Below are 19,409 nucleotides of genomic sequence, written 5' to 3'. Positions count from 1 at the left end.
CTCAAAGGAAGCGTTCCCCGGTCATGAGCACAAGGGCCGACCGGGTCAGCCGTCCGGCGGGCCCATCCGGATCAGCACGTCCGCCGGGTCGTTGACGGGCTGCGGGGTGCCGGTGAGGTCCATGATGAACAGCGGCAGATGCAGCGCGTCGGCGCGCGCCCGCGCCTCCCGCGCATAGCCCGCGAGCGAGAAGAAGACGCTCGTCGCCGACTTGTGGAGCCCGTTCAGCCACAGGCACTCGATGTCCCGCAGCCCGGTGGGGCGGGTGGTCGGATCGACCTGGGCGACCACGCCCGTCCCGTAGAGGTCCACCCCGGAGACGGCCCGGTCCTCCGAGGGCCGCAGGCTGTGGAAGCCGAGCCACTTCAGATACTGCGCGGCGGCGGTGACCGCGTCCCGCGCGGTACGGATCGTGACCGGCCGGAAGGCCGGGCGCCGCACCGCCGGACCGCCGGGCCCGGCCGAGGCGCCCGGTCCGGACGGGGGTGCGGCGGCGATGGGGACGCGGACCACCGCGCCGCAGTCGCAGCCGAGCTCCGGCTGCGGCCAGTGGACCTGGCGGCCGCAGGACGGGCAGTTCACCGCCACCCAGAGGTTCTCCCAGGTGCGGTGGGAGAGCTCCTCCGGGCTGCCGTCGCGGAGGACGGGGAGGGTGACCGGGGCGCCGCACACGCAGGGGAAGGCGGGCGGCGTGAACGACTGCTCGCGACGGCACGCGGGACAACGCACCGGCACGTTGTCTGTCATCGGGGCGCTCCGTGGGCGTAAGGCGGATGCGGTATCGGTCCATGCTCCCCGAAGCGGGCCGCCGCGGGGAGGGACTTGGGCGTTCTGTCCCCCGTAGCGGGGGCGCCGTGTTAGGGCCTGTCGGGAGGTGCCCCCCGCTCGCGGCCGGGCGCCCCCTTTGACGACAGACCCTGGGCGGGACGCAGTAGGTTGGCGGCGTGAGATTGAGGGTTGAGTTCACCACCGAACCGTTCGACCTCGACGAGGTGCCGCCGCACGCCGTGGCCGCCCGCGAGACCGTCCAGGCCGCCCCGCTGGACGCCGTGGACGTCGGCCCCTTCGGCAACACCGCGGAGGGCGGGACGGAGGCCGTGCTCGAGGCCGTCGACCGGCTGCTGCGCAGCTCCCTCGAGGCCGGTGCCACCCGGATCTCGCTCCAGGTCAGCGTCCTCGGGGAGGCCGAGGCGTGAGCGTACCGGCCGACCACCCCTTCGCCGCCGCGGTGAAGCCGCTCGTCGACGCCATGGGCGGCGAGATGATCGCGCCCGACCGGGCCCGGGGCGACGATGTGGTGCTCTCCTGGGAGGGCCGCCCGGTGGTCGCCGTAAGGCTGCCGCATCTGTCGGACTCGCTCGACCGCATCCTCGCCGACCTCCAGCGCCGCCACGGCGTACCGCTCTCGGCCCTCGACCGCAAGACCAAGCAGTCCGTGGTCCGCCAGCTCGAACAGCGCGGCGCGTTCTCGGTGCGCCACGGGGTCGAGACGGTCGCCGGGGCCCTCGGGGTCAGCCGCTTCACCGTCTACAACTACCTCAACCGGGAGAAGGGCGGGGACTGATCATTCCTCGTCGTTACGCGGGGTTCTTCAACAAAGTGTTGACGTTTGGTGCGGGAGCCTCCTAGCTTGCGAGAGTGACTTCCAGTGCACCGCCGGGGCTGGCCCGGTTCAACGCGGTGGACGACCGGGACGCCGCCGCGCTGCTGCGCGAGGTGTGCGCCAGCCGGGCGTGGGGCGCGGCGGTGGCGGCTGGACGGCCGTACGCCACGGTCGGTGAGCTGCTCGACGCCGCCGACGCGGCCATGGCCCGGCTGACCGCCGCCGACCTGGCCGAGGCGATGGCCGCCCATCCGCCCATCGGACGGCCGGCACCGGGCGACGCCGCCTCGGCGCGGGAGCAGAGCGGGGTACGGGACGCGGAGCGCGCGGAGCTGCTGGAGCTGAACCTCGCGTACCAGGAGCGCCACGGCCATGTCTTCCTGATCTGTGCCACCGGCCGCACCGGCGGGGAGATGCTGGCCGCGCTGCGCGAGCGGATCCGGCACGACGCCGACACCGAGCGCGACATCGTCCGTGCCGAACTGGGAAAGATCAACCGCATCCGGCTGACCCGGATGACGGAAGCGCTGACGGAAACCCGATCGGAAACCCGGGCGGGATCCCGGGCGGAAACCCGATCGGAAACCCTGGAGGCCCCGCGGGCCCCGGCGGAAGGAGCGACGATGGCGAGCGGTGCCACCTCGGTGTCCACCCACATCCTGGACACCAGCATCGGCCGCCCCGCCGTGGGCGTGGTCGTCGAGCTGTCCGTCCGCTCGGGACCCGGCGCGGAGTGGACGCCGCACGCCGACTCCCTCACCGACGCCGACGGGCGCTGCGGGGACCTGCCCGCCCTCCCCGAGGGCACCACCCACGCACGGCTGCGCTTCGAGACCGGGCCGTATCTGACCCACGCCTTCTTCCCGGAGGTCGCGGTCGCCTTCGCCGTCGAGCCGGGTGAGCACTACCACGTACCGCTGCTGCTCACCCCGTTCGGCTACTCCGTCTACCGAGGGAGCTAGCACCGATGCCCACGCTCGGCCCGAACCAATACGGCAAAGCCGAAACCCGCGTCGTCCGGGTGGTGCGCGACGGCGCCGTGCACCACCTCAAGGACCTCAATGTCTCGGTGGCGCTCTCCGGTGAGATGGACGAGGTCCACCTCTCCGGCAGTAACGCCAACGTCCTGCCGACCGACACCACCAAGAACACCGTGTACGCCTTCGCCAAGGAGCACGGCATCGACACGGCCGAGGAGTTCGGCATCCGGCTGGCCCGCCACTTCGTCACCAGCCAGGAGCCCATCCACCGCGCCCGCGTCCGCGTCGAGGAGTACGCCTGGGAGCGGATCGGGACGGCCGGGAGTGCCGAGCACTCCTTCGTCCGCCGCGGCCAGGAGGTCCGCACCGCCCAGATCACCTTCGACGGCGAGCGCTGGGAGGTGGTCTCCGGGCTCACCGGCCTCACCGTACTGAACACCACGGACTCCGAGTTCCGGGGCTATGTGAAGGACCGGTACACCACGCTCCCGGAGGCCCGCGACCGGATCCTCGCCACCGATGTGCACGCCCGCTGGCGCTACGGCTGGAGCGAGGACACCCGGCCGACGCCGGACTGGGACCACGGCCACGCCGAGGCGCGCGGCCATCTGCTGAGCGCGTTCGCCGAGACCTACTCGCTCTCGCTCCAGCAGACGCTCTACCAGATGGGCGCACGGGTGATCGAGCGCCGCCCCGAGATCGACGAGATACGTCTCTCACTGCCCAACAGGCATCACTTCCTGGTCGATCTGGAACCCTTCGGCCTCACCAACGACAACGAGGTCTACTTCGCCGCCGACCGGCCGTACGGGCTCATCGAGGCCACCGTGCTGCGGGACGGCGCCGAGCCCCGGATCCCCACCGACTGACAGCTCGCCCAACAGATCCCCACCGACCGATACGACGGGAGGGCCACGCTCCGTGAACCGCATTGTCATCGAGAACTGCGCCGTCGCCACCGTGGACGCCCACGACACCGAGTACGCCTCCGGCCACGTGGTCGTGGCGGGCAACCGCATCGAGTCGGTGGGCGAGGGGCGCGCGCCCGAGGGTCTTGAGGGCGTCGTCCGCCGGGTCGACGGCACGGGGCATCTGGTGACCCCGGGCCTGGTCAACGCCCATCACCACTTCTACCAGTGGCTCACCCGCGGCCTCGCCCAGGACAGCAACCTCTTCGACTGGCTGGTCGCGCTCTACCCCGTCTGGGCGCGGATCGACGAGCCGATGGTCCGCGCGGCGGCCCGCGGCTCGCTCGCGATGATGGTGCGCGGCGGGGTCACCACCGCCATGGACCACCACTACGTCTTTCCGCGCGGCGCCGGCGATCTGCTGGGCGCCGAGATCCGCGCGGCCAGCGAGCTGGGGGTGCGCTTCACCGCCGCCCGCGGCTCCATGGACCTCGGCACCTCCGACGGCGGACTGCCGCCGGACTTCGCCGTGGAGTCCATGGAGGACGCGCTGGCCGCCACCGAGGCGGCCATCGACACCCACCACGACCCGGCGTCCGACGCCATGCTGCGGATCGCGGTCGCGCCCTGCTCACCCTTCTCCGTCACCACCGAACTGCTCCGCGAGTCCGCGACGCTGGCCCGCCGCAAGGGCGTACGGCTGCACACCCACGGCTCGGAGACGGTGGAGGAGGAGAAGTTCTGCCATGAGCGGTTCGGGATGGGGCCGACCGACTACTTCGAGTCCACCGGCTGGCTGGGCGAGGACGTGTGGATGGCCCACTGCGTCCATATGAACGACACCGACATCCAGGCGTTCGCCCGCACCGGCACCGGGGTGGCCCACTGCCCCTCGTCCAACGCCCGGCTCGCCGCCGGGATCGCCCGCGTCCCCGATCTGCTCGCCGCGGGCGTACCGGTCGGCCTCGGCGTGGACGGCACCGCCTCCAACGAATCCGGTGAGCTCCACACCGAACTGCGCAACGCGCTGCTGATCAACCGGCTCGGCGGCCACCGCGAGAAGGCGCTGAACGTCCGTCAGGCGCTGCGCCTCGGCACCCACGGCGGTGCGCGGGTGCTCGGCCGTCAGGAGGAGATCGGCTCGCTGGAGTCGGGCAAACTGGCCGATCTGGTGCTGTGGAAGCTGGACGGCCTCGGCCACTCGTCCATCGCCGACCCGGTCGCGGCCCTCGTCCTCGGCGCCCCCGCCCCGGTGGCCCTGTCCCTGGTGAACGGCGCTCCGGTGGTGGAGTCGGGCCGGCTGCTCACGGTGGACGAGGACCAGATCGCGCGGGAGGCGCGCACCGAGGCGCGGCGCCTGGCCCGTATCGCGGAGGCAGACTGAACGTTCGCGCCGATACATCGGATGGGTCGCTGGGGTGGCCGCCTTACGGCGGTCATCAGCGGCCCGTCAGGGCGTTCGGGCCCCGTTGACATCCAACCTTTCCGGTTCTAGGTTCCCGTACGCGGCTGGCCAGCCCTCCTGTCCGACCATCCACGAGCACAGGAGCCGCCATGCGTATGTCCAGACGACGGGCCGTCCTCCCCCTCCGAGCGCTCAGCCTTCTGCTCGGCATGGTGCTGGCGACGATCCTCAGCGGCCCTCCCGCCGCCACCGCGGCGCCCACGACCGCCCGGGAGCCCGGGCCCGGAACCGACTACGCGACCGACGATCCGTTCACCTCCGCCCGCACCGCCTGGTGGCGGCAGGACCGCTTCGGGATGTTCATCCACTTCGGCGCCTACTCCCAGCTGGAGGGCGAATACCGGCGGGCGGACGGGACCGTCTGCCGTGACGCGGAGTGGATCAAGCGGAACTGCCAGATCCCGATGAGCGAGTACGAGGACGCCGCCCAGGACTTCAACCCCTCGTCCTTCGACGCCAAGGCCATCGTCAAGGCGGCCAAGGACGCCGGGCAGCGCTATATCGTCATCACCTCCAAGCACCACGACGGCTATGCGATGTGGCCCACCAAGCAGAACAGCTGGAATCTGCGCGACCACTCCTCCTTCGACCAACGGCGCGACATCCTGGCCGAGTTGAAGTCCGCCGCGGACGCCGCCGGGATCAAACTCGGCTTCTACTATTCGATCTGGGACTGGCACGACCCCGACTTCGCCGACCCCGCCACCTTCCCGCGCTATGAGAAGCGGATGTACGCCCAGCTCAAGGAGCTGGTCGACAGCTACCATCCGGCGCTGCTCTGGTTCGACGGGGAGTGGGACGCGGACAACCCCACCAACCGCTGGTCCGCCCAGGACGGTGAGCGGCTCCAGTCCTATCTCCACGGGCTCGACCCCGACCTGATCACCAACAACCGGGTCGGCAAGCGGCGCGTGGTCGACGGCGACTACGGAACGCCCGAGCAGGAGATCCCGGACGCGCCGGTGGACGGGCAGCTGTGGGAGAGCTGTATGACCCTCAACGGCCACTGGGGCTTCGCCAAGTACGACCAGGACTGGAAGTCGCCCACCACCCTCACCCGCAATCTCCTCGACATCGCGAGCCGTGGCGGCAACTACCTGCTGAATGTCGGCCCCGACAAACTGGGCCGGGTGCCCCAGCCCTCCGTCGACCGGCTGCGCGAGATCGGCTCCTGGCTGCGGACCTCGGACCAGGGCCGCGCGGTGTACGGGGCCGGGGCCACCGGGCTGGTGGACGAGCCGTCCTGGGGCGCGGTCAGCCGGTCCGGCAACCGGCTGTACGCGTCCGTCACCTCCTGGCCCGCCGCCGGTCAGCCGCTTCACCTCACCGCGAAGGCACCGTTCACGGTGGTCGGCGCCCGGGTGCTGGGCAGCGGACAGCGGGTCGAGGTGGCGAAGGCGGGCGACGGCTTCGACCTCACCCCCTCCGGCGGGGCGGTCAACGACATCGCCTCGGTGATCGAGCTGACGGTGAAACCGGCCCCGGCCGCACCCCAGGGGCAGGGCCAGGGACTCCGGGAGGAGGTCTTCCCCAATGAGACCTTCACCGGGCCGCCGGCCGTCACCCGGACCGACCCGACCGTCAACCACACCTGGCGGTTCTCCGGCTCCCCGGCCGCCGATGTCCCCGCCGACCACTTCGGTGTCCGCTGGACCGGCTATCTCCAGCCCCGGCACAGCGAGACCTACACCCTCTCGACCGTCTCCGACGACACCGCGCGGGTGTGGATCGACGGCCGTCTGGTCATCGACAGCACCACCCCGCACGGTCCACAGGTCGACAAGGCGACCGTCGCGCTGCGCTCCGGAACCAAGCACGCCATCCGGATCGAGTACACCGAGCAGACCGGTGAGGCGCATATGAAGCTGCTGTGGTCCAGCCCCAGCGTGCCCCAGCAGATCGTGGAGCGCGCCCAGCTGTACACGCCGTAGCGACGGGCAGGGCCCCGGACCGCATCGGTGGCGGTCCGGGGCCCTGCCGTGTGAACGGGCCGCGTCAGTCCAGCAGTTCGTACGCGGGCAGCGTCAGGAACTCCGCGTAGTCCTCGTCCAGCGCGACCCTCAGCAGCAGATCGTGCGCCTGGTTCCACCTGCCCGCGGCGAAGGCGTCCTCACCGACCTCCTCGCGGATCGCCGCCAGCTCCTCGGCGGCGACCTTACGGACACGATCGGCGGTGGCCTTCTCGCCGTTCTCGAAGACGATCCCCGCGTTGACCCACTGCCAGATCTGGGAGCGGGAGATCTCGGCGGTGGCCGCGTCCTCCATCAGATTGAAGATCGCGACGGCGCCGAGGCCGCGCAGCCACGCCTCGATATAGCGGATGCCGACCTGTACGGCGTTCCGCAGCCCCTGCTGGGTGGGCTTGGCGTCGATCGAGGCGATGTCGATCAGCTCGGCGGCGGTGACGTGGACGTCCTCGCGCAGCCGCTCCTTCTGGTGCGGACGGTCGCCGAGGACCGCGTCGAAGGAGGCGCGGGCCACCGGGACCAGATCGGGGTGGGCGACCCAGGAGCCGTCGAAGCCGTCGCCGGCCTCACGGTCCTTGTCGGCCTTGACCTTGTCGAACGCCACGGCGTTGACCTCGGGGTCGCGCCGCGAGGGGATGAAGGCCGCCATGCCGCCGATCGCGTGGGCGCCGCGCTTGTGGCAGGTGCGGACGAGCAGTTCGGTGTAGGCGCGCATGAACGGGGCGGTCATCGTGACCGCGTTGCGGTCCGGGAGGACGAAACCGGGGCCGCCGTCGCGGAAGTTCTTGACGATCGAGAAGAGGTAGTCCCAGCGGCCCGCGTTGAGCCCGGAGGCGTGGTCGCGGAGCTCGTAGAGGATCTCGTCCATCTCGTACGCGGCCGTGATCGTCTCGATCAGAACGGTGGCGCGGATCGTCCCCTGCGGAATCCCGAGGTGGTCCTGCGCGAAGACGAAGACGTCGTTCCACAGCCGGGCCTCGAGGTGGGACTCGGTCTTGGGGAGGTAGAAGTACGGCCCCTGGCCCCGGGTGAGCAGCCGGCGGGCGTTGTGGAAGAAGTACAGCCCGAAGTCCACGAGGGCGCCGGGGACCGCGCGGCCGTCGGCGTCGCGCAGATGGCGCTCGTCGAGGTGCCAGCCGCGCGGCCGGGTGACGACGGTGGCCAGCGTGTCGTCGGGCCGCAGGGCGTAGCTCTTGCCCTCGGGGGAGGTGAAGTCGATCCGGCGCTCATAGGCGTCGATCAGATTCAGCTGACCGCCGATCACATTCGCCCAGGTCGGGGCGGAGGCGTCCTCGAAGTCGGCGAGCCAGACCTTGGCGCCGGAGTTGAGCGCGTTGATGGTCATCTTGCGGTCGGTGGGGCCGGTGATCTCCACCCGGCGGTCCTCGAGCGCGGGCGGGGCCGGGGCGACGCGCCAGTCGGGGTCGTCCCGGATGTGGGCGGTCTCGGGGAGGAAGCCCAGGGTACTGGTGCGGGCGATCTCGGCGCGGCGCTCCGCACGGCGCGCGAGCAGCTCGTCCCGGCGCGGGGTGAAGCGGTGGTGGAGCTCGGCCAGGAAGGCCAGGGCCGCGTCGGTCAGCACCTCTCCCTGACGCTCCAGCGGTTCGGCGTCGACGATGGCCAGCGGGGACGGCGCTGATGCGGACATGGGCGGTCACTCCTTGGGCGAGTCTCGGCTGAACGCTCGCAATACCTCTGCTTTGCGGATACTAATTTCCTCATGGTGGAAGTTCAATCTTCTGTTGAACCGCGCCTCCGTGCCGTGCCCGTCGGTGCCCCTCACTCCAGCAGCGTCAAGTCCTCGGGGGTGTCGATGTCGTCCGTACGAGCGATATCCGAGCAGTCGACGAGCGTGATCGCGGACTGATGCGCCCGCAGATAGGCGCGTGCCCCCCGGTCGCCCACCGCACTCGCCGCGATATCCGCCCACCGGTCCGCGCCGAACAGCGCCGGATGCCCCCGCTCCCCGCCGTACGCGGCGGCCGCCAGGGTGGACGGCGAGCGGTACGCGGCCACCACCCGCGCCACCGCCTCGGCGCCGATCCCCGGCTGGTCCACCAGCGCGACCAGCGCCGCCTTCGCGCCCGTACCGGCCAGTGAGGCGAGCCCGGCCCGCAGCGAGGAGCCCATGCCCTCCTCCCAGTCGGGGTTGTCCACCAGGACGTACCCGTCCAGCCGGGCCCGCGCCCGTACCGCCCCGGCCGCGGCGCCCAGCACGATGTGCACCGGGGCGCAGCCGCCCTCTCGCAGCGCGTGCGCGGCGTGCTCCACCAGTGGACGCCCCCGATGCGCCAAAAGGGCCTTGGGCCGCCCGCCCAGCCGCCGGCCGCCCCCGGCCGCCAGTACGATCCCGGCGACCTGCGCGGAGTCCTCCGTTGTACGTTCCATGGGCCCTGCTTACCGCACATCGGGGCCGGGCGGGGGCTTCATCCCAGCCGGTCTGATTTTCGCTCTCCGTATAGCGCGTCGTGCACTGAGTGGCGTTAACTGATCCGCGGCCCCTTGTGTCCGAATCCACGCGAGGTGGAGGGTTGGGGCGGTCATGCGGAGAGGGGGCAGGCTCGTGCGAGAGGGCGCGAGGGGGAGAAGGGCAGTGTTGGCCAACGAAGGCGCGAGGCTCTGGGGTGAACCCGGCGCCTTGTCAGTGGAGGGCGCCGCAGTCGTGGAAGTCAGGCGAGTGGCGGGCACCGAGGACGATCCGAGGGCGGCCGAACTGCGCCGTGCCGTGGCCCGGCTCAGGCGCGATCTGGCCGCCCACCCGGCGGAATTACCCGACCGGGCGATCGCGGACGACGAGCTGGCCGCACTCGACGCCATGGCCCGCACCGGCGCCCCGGAGCTGCACCGGCTGCGCCGCTCGCTGCTCCTCATCGCGGGCGCCCTGGGCTCGGTCAGCGCCCTGGGCCCCGCCCTGACGGGCGTCCGTGCGGCGATCGACCAGTTCGGCAGCGTGCCCCGGACGGGCATAGGGAGAGACTGAGCGACCCGGCCAACGGGCAACGGGCAAGGCGGATCCGTCCGGCCCGGCGGCCCCGGGCGCGCCGAATGACGCTTGGGGTGCTACCGCGCTCGCCGCGGATCATGACGCCTGCGGCGGGCTGTTCCCCTCCCCGCCCCTTCCCGAAACTGGGGCAGAGCCCCAGACCCCGGACCGGGGCTTCGCCCCTTCCCACGGCGGTATGCGGCTCAGCCGCGTGGCGGGACTCCGGAGTCCAGGGGCGGAGCCCCTGGTTGCGGGAAGGGGCGGGGAGGGGAAAGTATCCCCACGCCCGGCTTGTGGCTCAGCGGGCCCCGCCCGCTTGGGCGGCGCGCCGTCGCTCCCCTCCGCCGTCAGGCGGACCCCGTGCTGGCCAGCGCGTCCGACAGCTCCGCCGCGACCTCCTTGAGGATCGGCACGATCCGTTCAGTGGCCTCGTCGGTCACCCGGCCCGCCGGGCCCGAGATGGAGATGGCCGCCGGGGCGGGGGAGTCGGGCACCGGGACGGCGAGGCAGCGCACGCCCATCTCCTGCTCGTTGTCGTCCACCGCGTAGCCGTGCTCGTGGACCTGCCGCAGCGCCTCGAGGAACCCGTCCGGCGAGGTGATCGTCTTCTCCGTCGCCGCGGGCATACCGGTGCGGGCCAGCAGGGCGCGCACCTCCTCGGGGGGCGTGTCCGCCAGCAGCGCCTTGCCGACTCCCGTGGTGTGGGGCAGCACCCGCCGCCCGACCTCGGTGAACATCCGCATCGAGTGGCGCGAGGGCACCTGCGCGACGTACACCACCTCATCGCCGTCCAGCAGCGCCATGTTCGCGGTCTCGCCCGTCTCCTCCACCAGCCGCGCCAGATACGGCCGCGCCCAGCTGCCCAGCAGCCGGGACGAGCTCTCGCCGAGCCGGATCAGCCGGGGCCCCAGGGCGTACCGGCGGTTTGCCTGCTGGCGCACATATCCGCAGGCCACCAACGTGCGCATGAGTCGGTGGATGGTGGGCAGGGGAAGTCCACTGCTGGCGGAGAGCTCGCTCAGTCCGACCTCGCCCCCGGCGTCGGCCATCCGCTCCAGCAGATCGAAGGCGCGCTCCAGGGACTGGACGCCACCGGATCCGGCGGTGGTGGCGGCGGTCTTGGACTCGGCGGACGGCACGTCGGTGTTCCTTTCCCAGCGGTCGGCACCGGCCCGCATACGGTGACGATCCGCTGCCGACCGGCCACGGGCAGCCTACCGGTCCCCGGCGACGCCCACAGCGGGCTTGGAAATGCTGTCGGTGCCGGTCACGGCCGGTATGGCGGACTGGCCATGATCGACCGATGCCGGAATACCGGGTTCCCTCGACGCCGGTGGCGGGGGTGGCTAGGTTCTCTGTATCGAAAGTCAACTTTCATCCTACGGAATCGACGTCCTGAATCACTGGACCGGAACCGCTGCGGGAGTCCCATGCGCATCCTCGTGCTGAACCCCAACACCACCGCCTCCATGACGGCCTCGATCCGGGCCATCGCGGAGGCGAGCGCGAGCCCCGGCACCGAGATCGTGGCCACCGAGCCGCTGTGGGGGCCCGAGTCGATCGAGGGCCACTTCGAGGGCTATCTCAGCGCCGCCGCCGTACTGGACCGACTGGCCACGTACGACGAGCCCTTCGACGCCCTCGTGATGGCCGGCTTCGGCGAGCCGGGCCGCGAGGGGGCGCAGGAACTCCTCGACGTACCGGTCCTCGACATCACCGAGTCCGCCGCCCAGCTGGCCATGATGCTCGGCCACGCCTACGGGGTCGTCACCACTCTCGACCGGGCCGTACCGCAGATCAGGGACCGGCTGCTCATCGCCGGGCTGGCGCAGCGCTGCGCGGCGGTGCGCGGCACCGGCCTGGGCGTGCTGGAGCTGGAGGAAGACCCGGAGCGGACCGTCGAGGCCATCGTGCGGACCGCGCGCGAGGTGGTGGAGCGGGACGGCGCCGAGGTGATCTGCCTGGGGTGCGGTGGCATGGCCGGGCTCCAGGACCAGGTCTCGGCGGCGCTGGGCGGGGTCCCGGTCGTGGACGGCGTCGCCGCCGCGGTGCGGTTCGCCGAGTCGGTGGTCGGGCTCGGTCTCTCCACCAGCAAGGTGCGCACCTTCGCCCCGCCCCGTCCCAAGGCCATCGGCGGCTGGCCTGTCAGCGCCCGGCCGTCCTGATCCCACGGGTGAGTCCGCGGGCAACGTCGGCGTAATCGAACGGCAACACCTTCAAGGCACCGTCATGCGGAAAAGTTATTCCGGACGACTCTTATGGAGGGCGCCATGGCATCACCCGTCGAACCGGACCCCCGTCTCCACAACGAAGACCTCGCGCCCGCCGTGGAGCGCAAGTGGGGAACGTACAGCATCTTCGCCATGTGGATGTCCGACACCCATGCGATCAGCAACTACACCTTCGCGGCGAGCCTGTTTGTGCTGGGGCTGCCCACCTGGGAGGTCTTCCTGTCCCTGCTGGCCGGTGTCACCATCCTCTACTGGTTCATGAACCGCATGGGCCATGCCGGCCACCGCACCGGAGTGCCCTTCCCCGTGCTGGCACGGGCCAGCTGGGGTGTGTACGGGGCCAATATCCCCGCCCTTCTGCGGGCGGTGATGGCGGTCGCCTGGTACGGCATCCAGACCTGGCTGGCGTCGGAGGCGTTGATCCTCCTCGGCGTCCAACTGGCGCCCTCGCTCGCCGAATACGACCACAACTCCGTCTTCGGGCTGTCCACCCTCGGCTGGATCGCCTTCCTGGTGATGTGGCTGCTGCAGGCGGTGCTGCTCACCCGGGGCATGGAGTTCATCCGCAAGGTGCAGGACCTCGCCACCGGCCCGGTGGTCTGGCTGGTCATGCTCGCGCTCGCCGTGTGGCTGATCGCCAAGGCGGATGGCGACATCTCGCTCACCGACAGCCTGACCGGGCTGAGCGGGCGCGAGCAGCTCCACCAGAGCCTGATCGCGGTCAGTCTGACCGTCGCCACCTTCCTCACCCTCGTGCTCAACTACGCCGACTTCGCGCGCTTCACCCCGGACCACCGGGCCTACCGGCGCGGCAATCTGCTGGGACTGCCGGTGAACTTCTCCGCCTTCGCCGTCGTCTCGGTGCTGATGACGGCCGGCACCATCTCGGTCTTCGGCGAGGCGATCTCCGATCCGGTCGAGGTCATCGCGCGGATCGACAACCCGGTGGTCACGGTGGCCGGCGCGGTGTCCTTCATGGTCGCCACCATCGGCATCAACGTCGTGGCGAACTTCGTCTCGCCCGCGTACGACTTCGCCAACCTCGCGCCGAAGTACCTCGACTTCCGGCGCGGGGGCATGATCACGGCGGTGCTCGCGATCGTGGTCATGCCGTGGAAGCTCTACTCGAGCCCGGTCGTCATCCAGTACTTCCTGGGCGCTCTCGGCGCCTTCCTCGGCCCGCTGGTCGCCGTGCTGCTCGTGGACTACTACCTGGTGCGGCGCGGAAACATCGATGTCGACGCGCTCTTCAGCGCCGACAAGGCGGGAGCCTACTACTACCGCAAGGGTTTCAACCCGGAGGCGATCATCGCCTTCGTGCCCTCCGCTACGGTCTCGGCGGTGTTGGCCCTGGTCAAGGGGTTCGAGGACGTGGCCCCGTTCTCCTGGGTCTTCGGAATGGCCATCGCCGGGGTCATCTATGCCGTGAGGGCGAAGGTCCGCGTCGGTGGCGAACTGGCCGATGTACCGATTCCCTCGCAGGTCACGGCGGGCGGGGCCTTGACCGGGCCGACGACGGAGTGAAGAATGCAACGAAAAATGAATTCCGGGTAGCGGAAAATCCGGAGTTGGCGGGTGAGGAGGATGTCGGTGTCCGACGTCGAGCTGGTGCTGCGCTCGGCCAACGTGGTCACGCCGGACGGCCCGCGCGCGGCCTCCGTGTCCGTCGCCGACGGCCGCATCGTGGCCGTCGGGCCGTACGACGCACCGGACCCGGACGGCGCACGGGTCGAGGACCTCGGCGACGACGTCCTGCTCCCCGGCCTCGTCGACACCCACGTCCATGTCAACGACCCCGGCCGCACCGCATGGGAGGGTTTCGGCTCGGCCACCCGCGCCGCCGCGGCCGGCGGCGTCACCACCCTCGTCGACATGCCGCTCAACAGCGTCCCGCCGACCACCACCGTCCCGGCCCTGGAGGTCAAACGGGCCGTCGCCCGGCGGTCGGCCCATGTCGACATCGGGTTCTGGGGCGGGGCCGTGCCCGGGAACGTCCCGGAGCTACGGCCGCTGCACGACGCGGGCGTCCTCGGCTTCAAGGCGTTCCTGCTCCCCTCCGGCGTGGACGAATTCCCGCCACTCGACCCCGGCCGGCTCCGGACCGCCCTCCGTGAGATCGCGGGCTTCGGCGGACTGCTCATCGTCCACGCCGAGGACGCCCGCCTCATCGACGGCGCCCCGCCGCCCACCGGCCCGCGCTACGCCGACTTCCTCGCCTCCCGCCCGCGCACCGCCGAGAACGAGGCCATCGCGGGCCTCATCGCCCTCGCCCGCGAGCTGGACGCCCGCGTCCACGTCCTGCACCTCTCGTCCGCCGAGGCGCTGCCGCTGATCGCCGACGCACGGCGCGAGGGCGTCCGGATCACCGTGGAGACCTGCCCGCACTTCCTGACCCTCACCGCCGAGGAAGTCCCCGACGGTGCCACGGAGTTCAAATGCTGTCCGCCCATCCGGGAGGCCGCCAACCAGGACGCGCTGTGGGCGGGCCTGGCGGCCGGGGAGATCGACTGCGTGGTCTCCGACCACTCGCCCTGCACGGCCGACCTCAAGGTCGGCGACTTCGGGCGGGCCTGGGGCGGCATCTCCTCGCTCCAGCTCGGGCTCCCGGCCGTCTGGACGGCGGCCCGGCGGCGCGGCCACACCCTCCACGACGTGGCCCGCTGGATGTCCACCGGCCCCGCCGCGCTCGTCGGTCTCGACCGTAAGGGCGCCATCGAGCCCGGGCGCGACGCCGACTTCGCGGTCCTCGCCCCCGACGAGACCTTCACCGTCGACCCCGCCGCCCTCCACCACCGCAACCAGGTCACCGCCTATGCGGGCAGAACGCTGTACGGCGTCGTACGGTCCACATGGCTGCGCGGCCGGAAGATCGCCGACCATGGCACGCCGACGGAACCCACCGGCCGACTCCTGGAGAGGCAGCACCGCACATGACCGCGCCGATCCCCCGCTTCACCGGCGACGCCGCCCCGTACGGCGGCGGCGATCCGTACGCCGACTACCGGACCGCCGACCTCCCCTTCACCCATCTCGTGGACCTGGCCGACCGGCGGCTCGGCGGAAGCGTGATCGCGGCCAACGACGAGTTCTTCGCCGAGCGCGAGAACCTGCTGAAGCCCGAAGACCCGCGCTTCGACCCCGAGTCCTTCGGCCACAAGGGCAAGGTCATGGACGGCTGGGAGACCCGGCGGCGGCGCGGGGCCTCGGCCGGCACCCCGCATCCGGCCGAGGACGACCACGACTGGGCCCTGATCCGCCTCGGCGCGCCCGGGGTCGTCCACGGCATCGTCGTCGACACCGCCCACTTCCGCGGCAACTACCCGCGCGCGGTGAGCGTCGAGGCCACGGCCGTGGACGGCACCCCGTCCCCCGAGGAGCTCCTCGCCGACGACGTCGTATGGACCGAGCTCGTCCCCCGTACGCAGATCGGCGGCCACGCGGCCAACGGCTTCCCCGTCTCCGTACGCCGCCGCTTCACCCACCTCCGCCTCAAACAGCACCCCGACGGCGGCATCGCCCGCCTCCGCGTCCACGGCGAGGCCGCCCCAGAACCGGCCTGGCTCACCGCCCTCGGCACCTTCGACCTGGTGGCGCTGGAGTGCGGCGGCGCGGCCGAGGACGCCTCCGACCGCTTCTACTCCCCGCCCGCCAACTCCATCGGGCCGGGCCGCTCCCGCCGGATGGACGAGGGCTGGGAGACCCGCCGGCGCCGCGACACGGGCCACGACTGGGTCCGCTACCGCCTCGCCGCCCAGGGGACCATCCGCGCCGTGGAGATCGACACCGGCTGCTACAAGGGCAACGCACCGGGCTGGGCGGCGCTGTACGGCCTCGACGCGACAACCGGCGCGGACCCGGCCGACCCCACGGCCCCGGCCTGGACCGAACTCCTGCCCCGCACCCGCCTCCAGCCCGACACGGTCCACCGCTTCCTCCTGGACGCGGCCCCGCCGGTGACCCACGTCCGGATCGACATCTATCCGGACGGCGGCGTGGGCCGGCTGCGGTTGCACGGCTCGCTGACGGAGGAGGGCGCGAGGTGGCTGGCGGCGCGCCATGCGGAGCTGGGCGGCGGCTAGCTCCGGCGCTACAGGTGCTGGACGCGGATGCCGGGACCGAGTTGTTCGGTCCCGGCGGCTGTTTGCGTCCTGCCCACCTTGACGGTGAGCTGTGTCGGGGCCGAACGCCCGGCCAGGGACGAGAGGTCCAGGGGGCCGGGGTGCGGGCCCCGGCATTCACCGAAGAACACGGTCTCAAGAGAGGGGACGGCGTTGAGCGGGCCGAGGTCGGCTGGAAAGACGCAACGGTAGAAGCTCAGGTCCGGGATGCGAAGGAAAGCTGACATGTCGGGGAGGCATGCGGAGAGGTCGAAACCGCCCAGCCAAAGTCGCTCCGGGGTGGTCACCGCTGAAAAGCTCGCGAGGTGACGCGGAGTCCCCGAGCCTGCCAGGTAGAGCCTGTCGAGCGGTGGCAGATCGTGAAGGAACCGCAGATCAGGATCGTGAGGCAGGTCTCCCAAGCTCAGTTTGGTCAAGGTTTCCGGTATCGGGATTTCGCTCACGGGCGGGAGGGAAGGCCAGCCGGTGAGGCTCAATTCCTGAAGGTGCGTGAGCGCGCTCAATGGTGAGGCGTCCTCCAGGGCAGTGTCTCCGAGGATCCAAAGCGTGCTGAGCTGCGCGTGGGCGGCGAGCGGGCTCAGGTCGTTGTCGCCCACCAGCCGTGAGATCCACAGCGATGAGAGTCCGGGGAAGTCCGTGAGCGTCGCGAGACCGGAAGTGAGCGGATGGCTGATCGACAGCTTCCGTACCGACGCCAGCTTCCTGGCCGCGGCCCACTGGCTGGGGTGGGAGAGCTTCAGCGTGACGCGTTCCAGGGAAATCTTGGCGAGCACGCGCTGGGCGTACTCGTCCGGATCGAAATACTCCCAGGCATCGGCGAGTTCTTGGTGCGCGCCGACTCGTTCCGCCTCCGCGTAAGCATCCAGCACATCGAGCGCACGCTCGCCACCGATGAGCGCGGCGGTCCGCACCGCCGCCCTGGCCGCCGCGTCCGTCAGACCGTCCAGTGAGCGCGGCAGCCGGCGGAGCACCGGATCCCCCACCGCCGCGAGTGACACGGCGTCCTTCCGGCGCCTCGGCGGCACCAGCACCCGGAGGTTCTCGTCCAGCCGTGTCGCGAGCCCCTCCTGCACGGACTCCATCGTCTCCAGGCAGGACGCCGCCAGCAGCCGCAGGCCCCGCGCATGGCGGCGTTCGGCCTCCGCGCGGTCGAGGATGCCGGTGACGAGCTCCTGCCGCTGACTGCGGTTGGCATGTCCGGCGGCCATGATGATGGTCTCGCGCCAGGTGTCCAGATGGGCCCGCTCGACCAGGTTGCCGATGCGGTCCTCTGCCGCCGCCTCCTCTGCCGCCAGGTACTCCTGGAAGCTGCGGTGCAGGAAGTCGATGCGGTCCTCGGCGGGGACGCGCAGCACTCCCGAACGCGACACCAGGTGATCCAGCACCGCCTCGCCCTCGGTGTCCAGATGGCGCATCGACGCCACCTTGACGGTGACATGAGCCAGCGCCTTCTCCGTGGAAATCTCACTGCGGTTGTTGTCCGAAAGCCGCCATGCCAGATCCCGCAGCACACACAGCTTGTCGGTCAGGCTGAGCTGTACGTCCAGCGCGCTGGGCACCCCGCGCTCCGCGTCGCGGCGCTGCACCAGCAGTTCCAGGGCTATGCGGTACAGCTCCATGCGGTTGCGCGGCAGCCGCCGGCGCCGTCCCAGGTGCAACGCGCACAGCAGCGCGGCCAGCAGGGGGCTCGCCGCGAGCGTCCGCAGATGAGGGCGGTCCTGGAGGGCCGCCAGCAATGCCCGCTCGTAGTGCGGCAGCTCCTCCAGGGCGCATGGCAGATCGCCGCCCTGGGCTCCCACCGCCTGATGCCACTGCCGTACGAACGCCCGAAGATCCGCGGGCGTCATCCGCTCCAGCCCCACCGGGGCGAAGCCCTCCGCGCGCAGCCAGTCGCCGCGCGCGGCGGTCGGCCGGGACGTCACCACCGTTCGGGTCTGCGGATAGGCGTTGAGCAGCAGCCGCAGCCACTCCCGGACCTTGCGCCGCTCGCCCGCGACGAGCTCGTCCACCCCGTCGACGAGCAGCAGCACCCGCCCCGCCTGGAACTCGCGGTCCATCCATGCCCGGGGCATATGGCCGGTCAGCGGTCCGGCCGTGGCGTCCAGCAGTTCCTCCGGCCGTGGCAGCTCGCGCGAGGCGTAACGCCGCAGTTTGACCAGGACGGGGATCAGACCGTTCCACTCGGCCAGATCCCCGCCGAAGGCGCCGCGCGCTGCGGTGACGGCCAGCCAGTTGAGCAGCGTCGTCTTGCCGGAACCCGCCTCCCCGCGCAGCAGAATGCGAGCCGACTCCTTCAGTGCCGCCTCGACCCGTACGCTCGCCGACGACTCCTGCTCGGGACCGTCCCATGAGCTGATGCCCGTCCGCAGCAGTTGGTCGGGCCCACCGACTGACCGCCGCGCCGCCCGCCCGTCTCCGCCCGTGCTGACCCGCAGACTGATGTAGGCGACGGACAACTTGGTGCGCGGGGCCTGACCGGCCGTGAAGCTGAACAGCTCCACCTCGTCCAGGGCGCGGCTGAGGAACTCCAGGTACTCCCTGCGGAAGGCGGCGTCCTGGTCCGCCCCCTGCGGCGCGTACAGCGATCTGACCGGGAGCCGCTCCAGCACCCGGCTCAGCTCGGGGCCGAGCTCGCCGACCCGCCCCAGCAGCTCGGCGATCCCGCGCTCGGTGAAGACCGGGAGCCGCTGGAGGATCCGCACATAGCAGTCGCAGCACTCGGCCAGCAGCAGCTCGTAGAAGTGCGTGGCCGCCTCGCCCAGCCCGGCGGGCGGGGGAGCGGAGGCCCGCACCCGGCGGGCCAGCTCGGCGGGGTTGGCGTCGGACCCGAGGATCGCCTCGTCGGACAGGTCCGCGCGGCCGAAGGCCGCCGTCACGGCGTCGAGCGCCGCCTGCCGCCCGCCCTCCTCCAAGTCGCGGAACTCATGCCCGCACATGGGCTCCAGCCGCGCCGCGACCGCGTCCGCGATCTGCTCGAACTGCCGCTCCACACCCCGCTGCGCCCGCAGCCCCGGCACCCGCCGCCGGACCAGGGCGGACATCTCCATCCGGCCTTCCTGCTCGCGCCGGCGCGGTTCGAGCCATAACCGCACGACGCGGGTGGCGACCGTCCGCCCGAGATTGATGGCAGCTGCCTCAGCGCTCACTCCGCAGG

At 71.4% G+C, this 19,409-nt stretch carries 16 protein-coding genes; 11 read left to right on the top strand and 5 right to left on the bottom strand.

All coding sequences use genetic code 11. The features are described from left to right. Nucleotides 1-45 precede the first annotated feature (45 nt). Nucleotides 46-747 (bottom strand): hypothetical protein, encoded by a 702-nt coding sequence (locus KHP12_RS15695; protein ID WP_086882391.1) that lies wholly within the window; start codon nucleotides 745-747, stop codon nucleotides 46-48. Between the two features lie 197 nt (nucleotides 748-944). On the opposite strand from KHP12_RS15695, the gene KHP12_RS15690 reads away from it, so the two are divergent. The 6 genes from KHP12_RS15690 (at nucleotide 945) to KHP12_RS15665 (ending at nucleotide 6,887) form a co-directional block, all read left to right on the top strand. Continuing rightward, entirely contained in the window at nucleotides 945-1,196 is a 252-nt protein-coding gene (locus KHP12_RS15690) for a hypothetical protein (RefSeq protein ID WP_037949323.1), read from the top strand. Further along, nucleotides 1,193-1,564, top strand: coding sequence for a helix-turn-helix domain-containing protein (locus KHP12_RS15685; RefSeq protein WP_037949321.1), 372 nt, complete (start codon nucleotides 1,193-1,195; stop codon nucleotides 1,562-1,564). Before KHP12_RS15690 ends, KHP12_RS15685 begins: the two co-directional genes overlap by 4 nt. 74 nt (nucleotides 1,565-1,638) lie before the next feature. After that, nucleotides 1,639-2,565 carry a 2-oxo-4-hydroxy-4-carboxy-5-ureidoimidazoline decarboxylase gene (uraD, locus tag KHP12_RS15680; RefSeq protein ID WP_211833071.1) on the top strand — a complete coding sequence of 309 codons (927 nt, stop codon included), beginning with the start codon at nucleotides 1,639-1,641 and terminating at the stop codon, nucleotides 2,563-2,565. A 5-nt stretch (nucleotides 2,566-2,570) separates the two neighbouring features. Continuing rightward, nucleotides 2,571-3,452 carry a factor-independent urate hydroxylase gene (pucL, locus tag KHP12_RS15675; RefSeq protein ID WP_086882389.1) on the top strand — a complete coding sequence of 294 codons (882 nt, stop codon included), beginning with the start codon at nucleotides 2,571-2,573 and terminating at the stop codon, nucleotides 3,450-3,452. Between the two features lie 52 nt (nucleotides 3,453-3,504). Beyond that, nucleotides 3,505-4,875 carry an 8-oxoguanine deaminase gene (locus tag KHP12_RS15670; RefSeq protein WP_086882388.1) on the top strand — a complete coding sequence of 457 codons (1,371 nt, stop codon included), beginning with the start codon at nucleotides 3,505-3,507 and terminating at the stop codon, nucleotides 4,873-4,875. A 170-nt stretch (nucleotides 4,876-5,045) separates the two neighbouring features. Next, nucleotides 5,046-6,887: an alpha-L-fucosidase gene (locus KHP12_RS15665; RefSeq protein WP_086882387.1), complete on the top strand. Its 1,842-nt coding sequence runs from the start codon at nucleotides 5,046-5,048 to the stop codon at nucleotides 6,885-6,887. 64 nt (nucleotides 6,888-6,951) lie between these two features. On the opposite strand, the gene aceB is transcribed toward KHP12_RS15665, so the two are convergent. Then, nucleotides 6,952-8,571, bottom strand: a complete 1,620-nt coding sequence (gene aceB / locus KHP12_RS15660; RefSeq protein ID WP_086882386.1) for a malate synthase A — start codon at nucleotides 8,569-8,571, stop codon at nucleotides 6,952-6,954. A 131-nt stretch (nucleotides 8,572-8,702) separates the two neighbouring features. After that, nucleotides 8,703-9,311, bottom strand: a complete 609-nt coding sequence (locus KHP12_RS15655; RefSeq protein WP_037949309.1) for a nucleotidyltransferase family protein — start codon at nucleotides 9,309-9,311, stop codon at nucleotides 8,703-8,705. A gap of 205 nt (nucleotides 9,312-9,516) precedes the next feature. On the opposite strand from KHP12_RS15655, the gene KHP12_RS15650 reads away from it, so the two are divergent. Beyond that, on the top strand, nucleotides 9,517-9,903 hold the full coding sequence (locus tag KHP12_RS15650) for a DUF5955 family protein (protein ID WP_372455196.1): 387 nt from the start codon (nucleotides 9,517-9,519) through the stop codon (nucleotides 9,901-9,903). A 350-nt stretch (nucleotides 9,904-10,253) separates the two neighbouring features. On the opposite strand, the gene KHP12_RS15645 is transcribed toward KHP12_RS15650, so the two are convergent. Further along, nucleotides 10,254-11,084: an IclR family transcriptional regulator gene (locus KHP12_RS15645; protein ID WP_244202877.1), complete on the bottom strand. Its 831-nt coding sequence runs from the start codon at nucleotides 11,082-11,084 to the stop codon at nucleotides 10,254-10,256. Nucleotides 11,085-11,336: 252 nt separating this feature from the next. Between KHP12_RS15645 and KHP12_RS15640 the strand changes: the two genes are divergently transcribed. The 4 genes from KHP12_RS15640 to alc all read left to right on the top strand — a co-directional run bounded on the left by KHP12_RS15640 (nucleotide 11,337) and on the right by alc (nucleotide 16,216). Beyond that, entirely contained in the window at nucleotides 11,337-12,071 is a 735-nt protein-coding gene (locus tag KHP12_RS15640) for an aspartate/glutamate racemase family protein (RefSeq protein WP_086882385.1), read from the top strand. Between the two features lie 105 nt (nucleotides 12,072-12,176). Next, entirely contained in the window at nucleotides 12,177-13,661 is a 1,485-nt protein-coding gene (locus KHP12_RS15635) for an NCS1 family nucleobase:cation symporter-1 (protein ID WP_246643121.1), read from the top strand. Between the two features lie 60 nt (nucleotides 13,662-13,721). Then, nucleotides 13,722-15,071, top strand: coding sequence for an allantoinase AllB (gene allB / locus KHP12_RS15630; RefSeq protein ID WP_086882383.1), 1,350 nt, complete (start codon nucleotides 13,722-13,724; stop codon nucleotides 15,069-15,071). Beyond that, entirely contained in the window at nucleotides 15,068-16,216 is a 1,149-nt protein-coding gene (gene alc / locus KHP12_RS15625) for an allantoicase (protein ID WP_211833069.1), read from the top strand. Before allB ends, alc begins: the two co-directional genes overlap by 4 nt. 8 nt (nucleotides 16,217-16,224) lie before the next feature. On the opposite strand, the gene KHP12_RS15620 is transcribed toward alc, so the two are convergent. Further along, nucleotides 16,225-19,401 carry an NACHT domain-containing protein gene (locus tag KHP12_RS15620; RefSeq protein WP_211833068.1) on the bottom strand — a complete coding sequence of 1,059 codons (3,177 nt, stop codon included), beginning with the start codon at nucleotides 19,399-19,401 and terminating at the stop codon, nucleotides 16,225-16,227. Nucleotides 19,402-19,409: the final 8 nt, after the last annotated feature.

This window comes from Streptomyces asiaticus (assembly GCF_018138715.1).
Lineage (GTDB): Bacteria > Actinomycetota > Actinomycetes > Streptomycetales > Streptomycetaceae > Streptomyces > Streptomyces asiaticus.
Note: the sequence above shows the minus strand (reverse complement) of the source record. Positions and strands in the feature narration are given on the sequence as shown.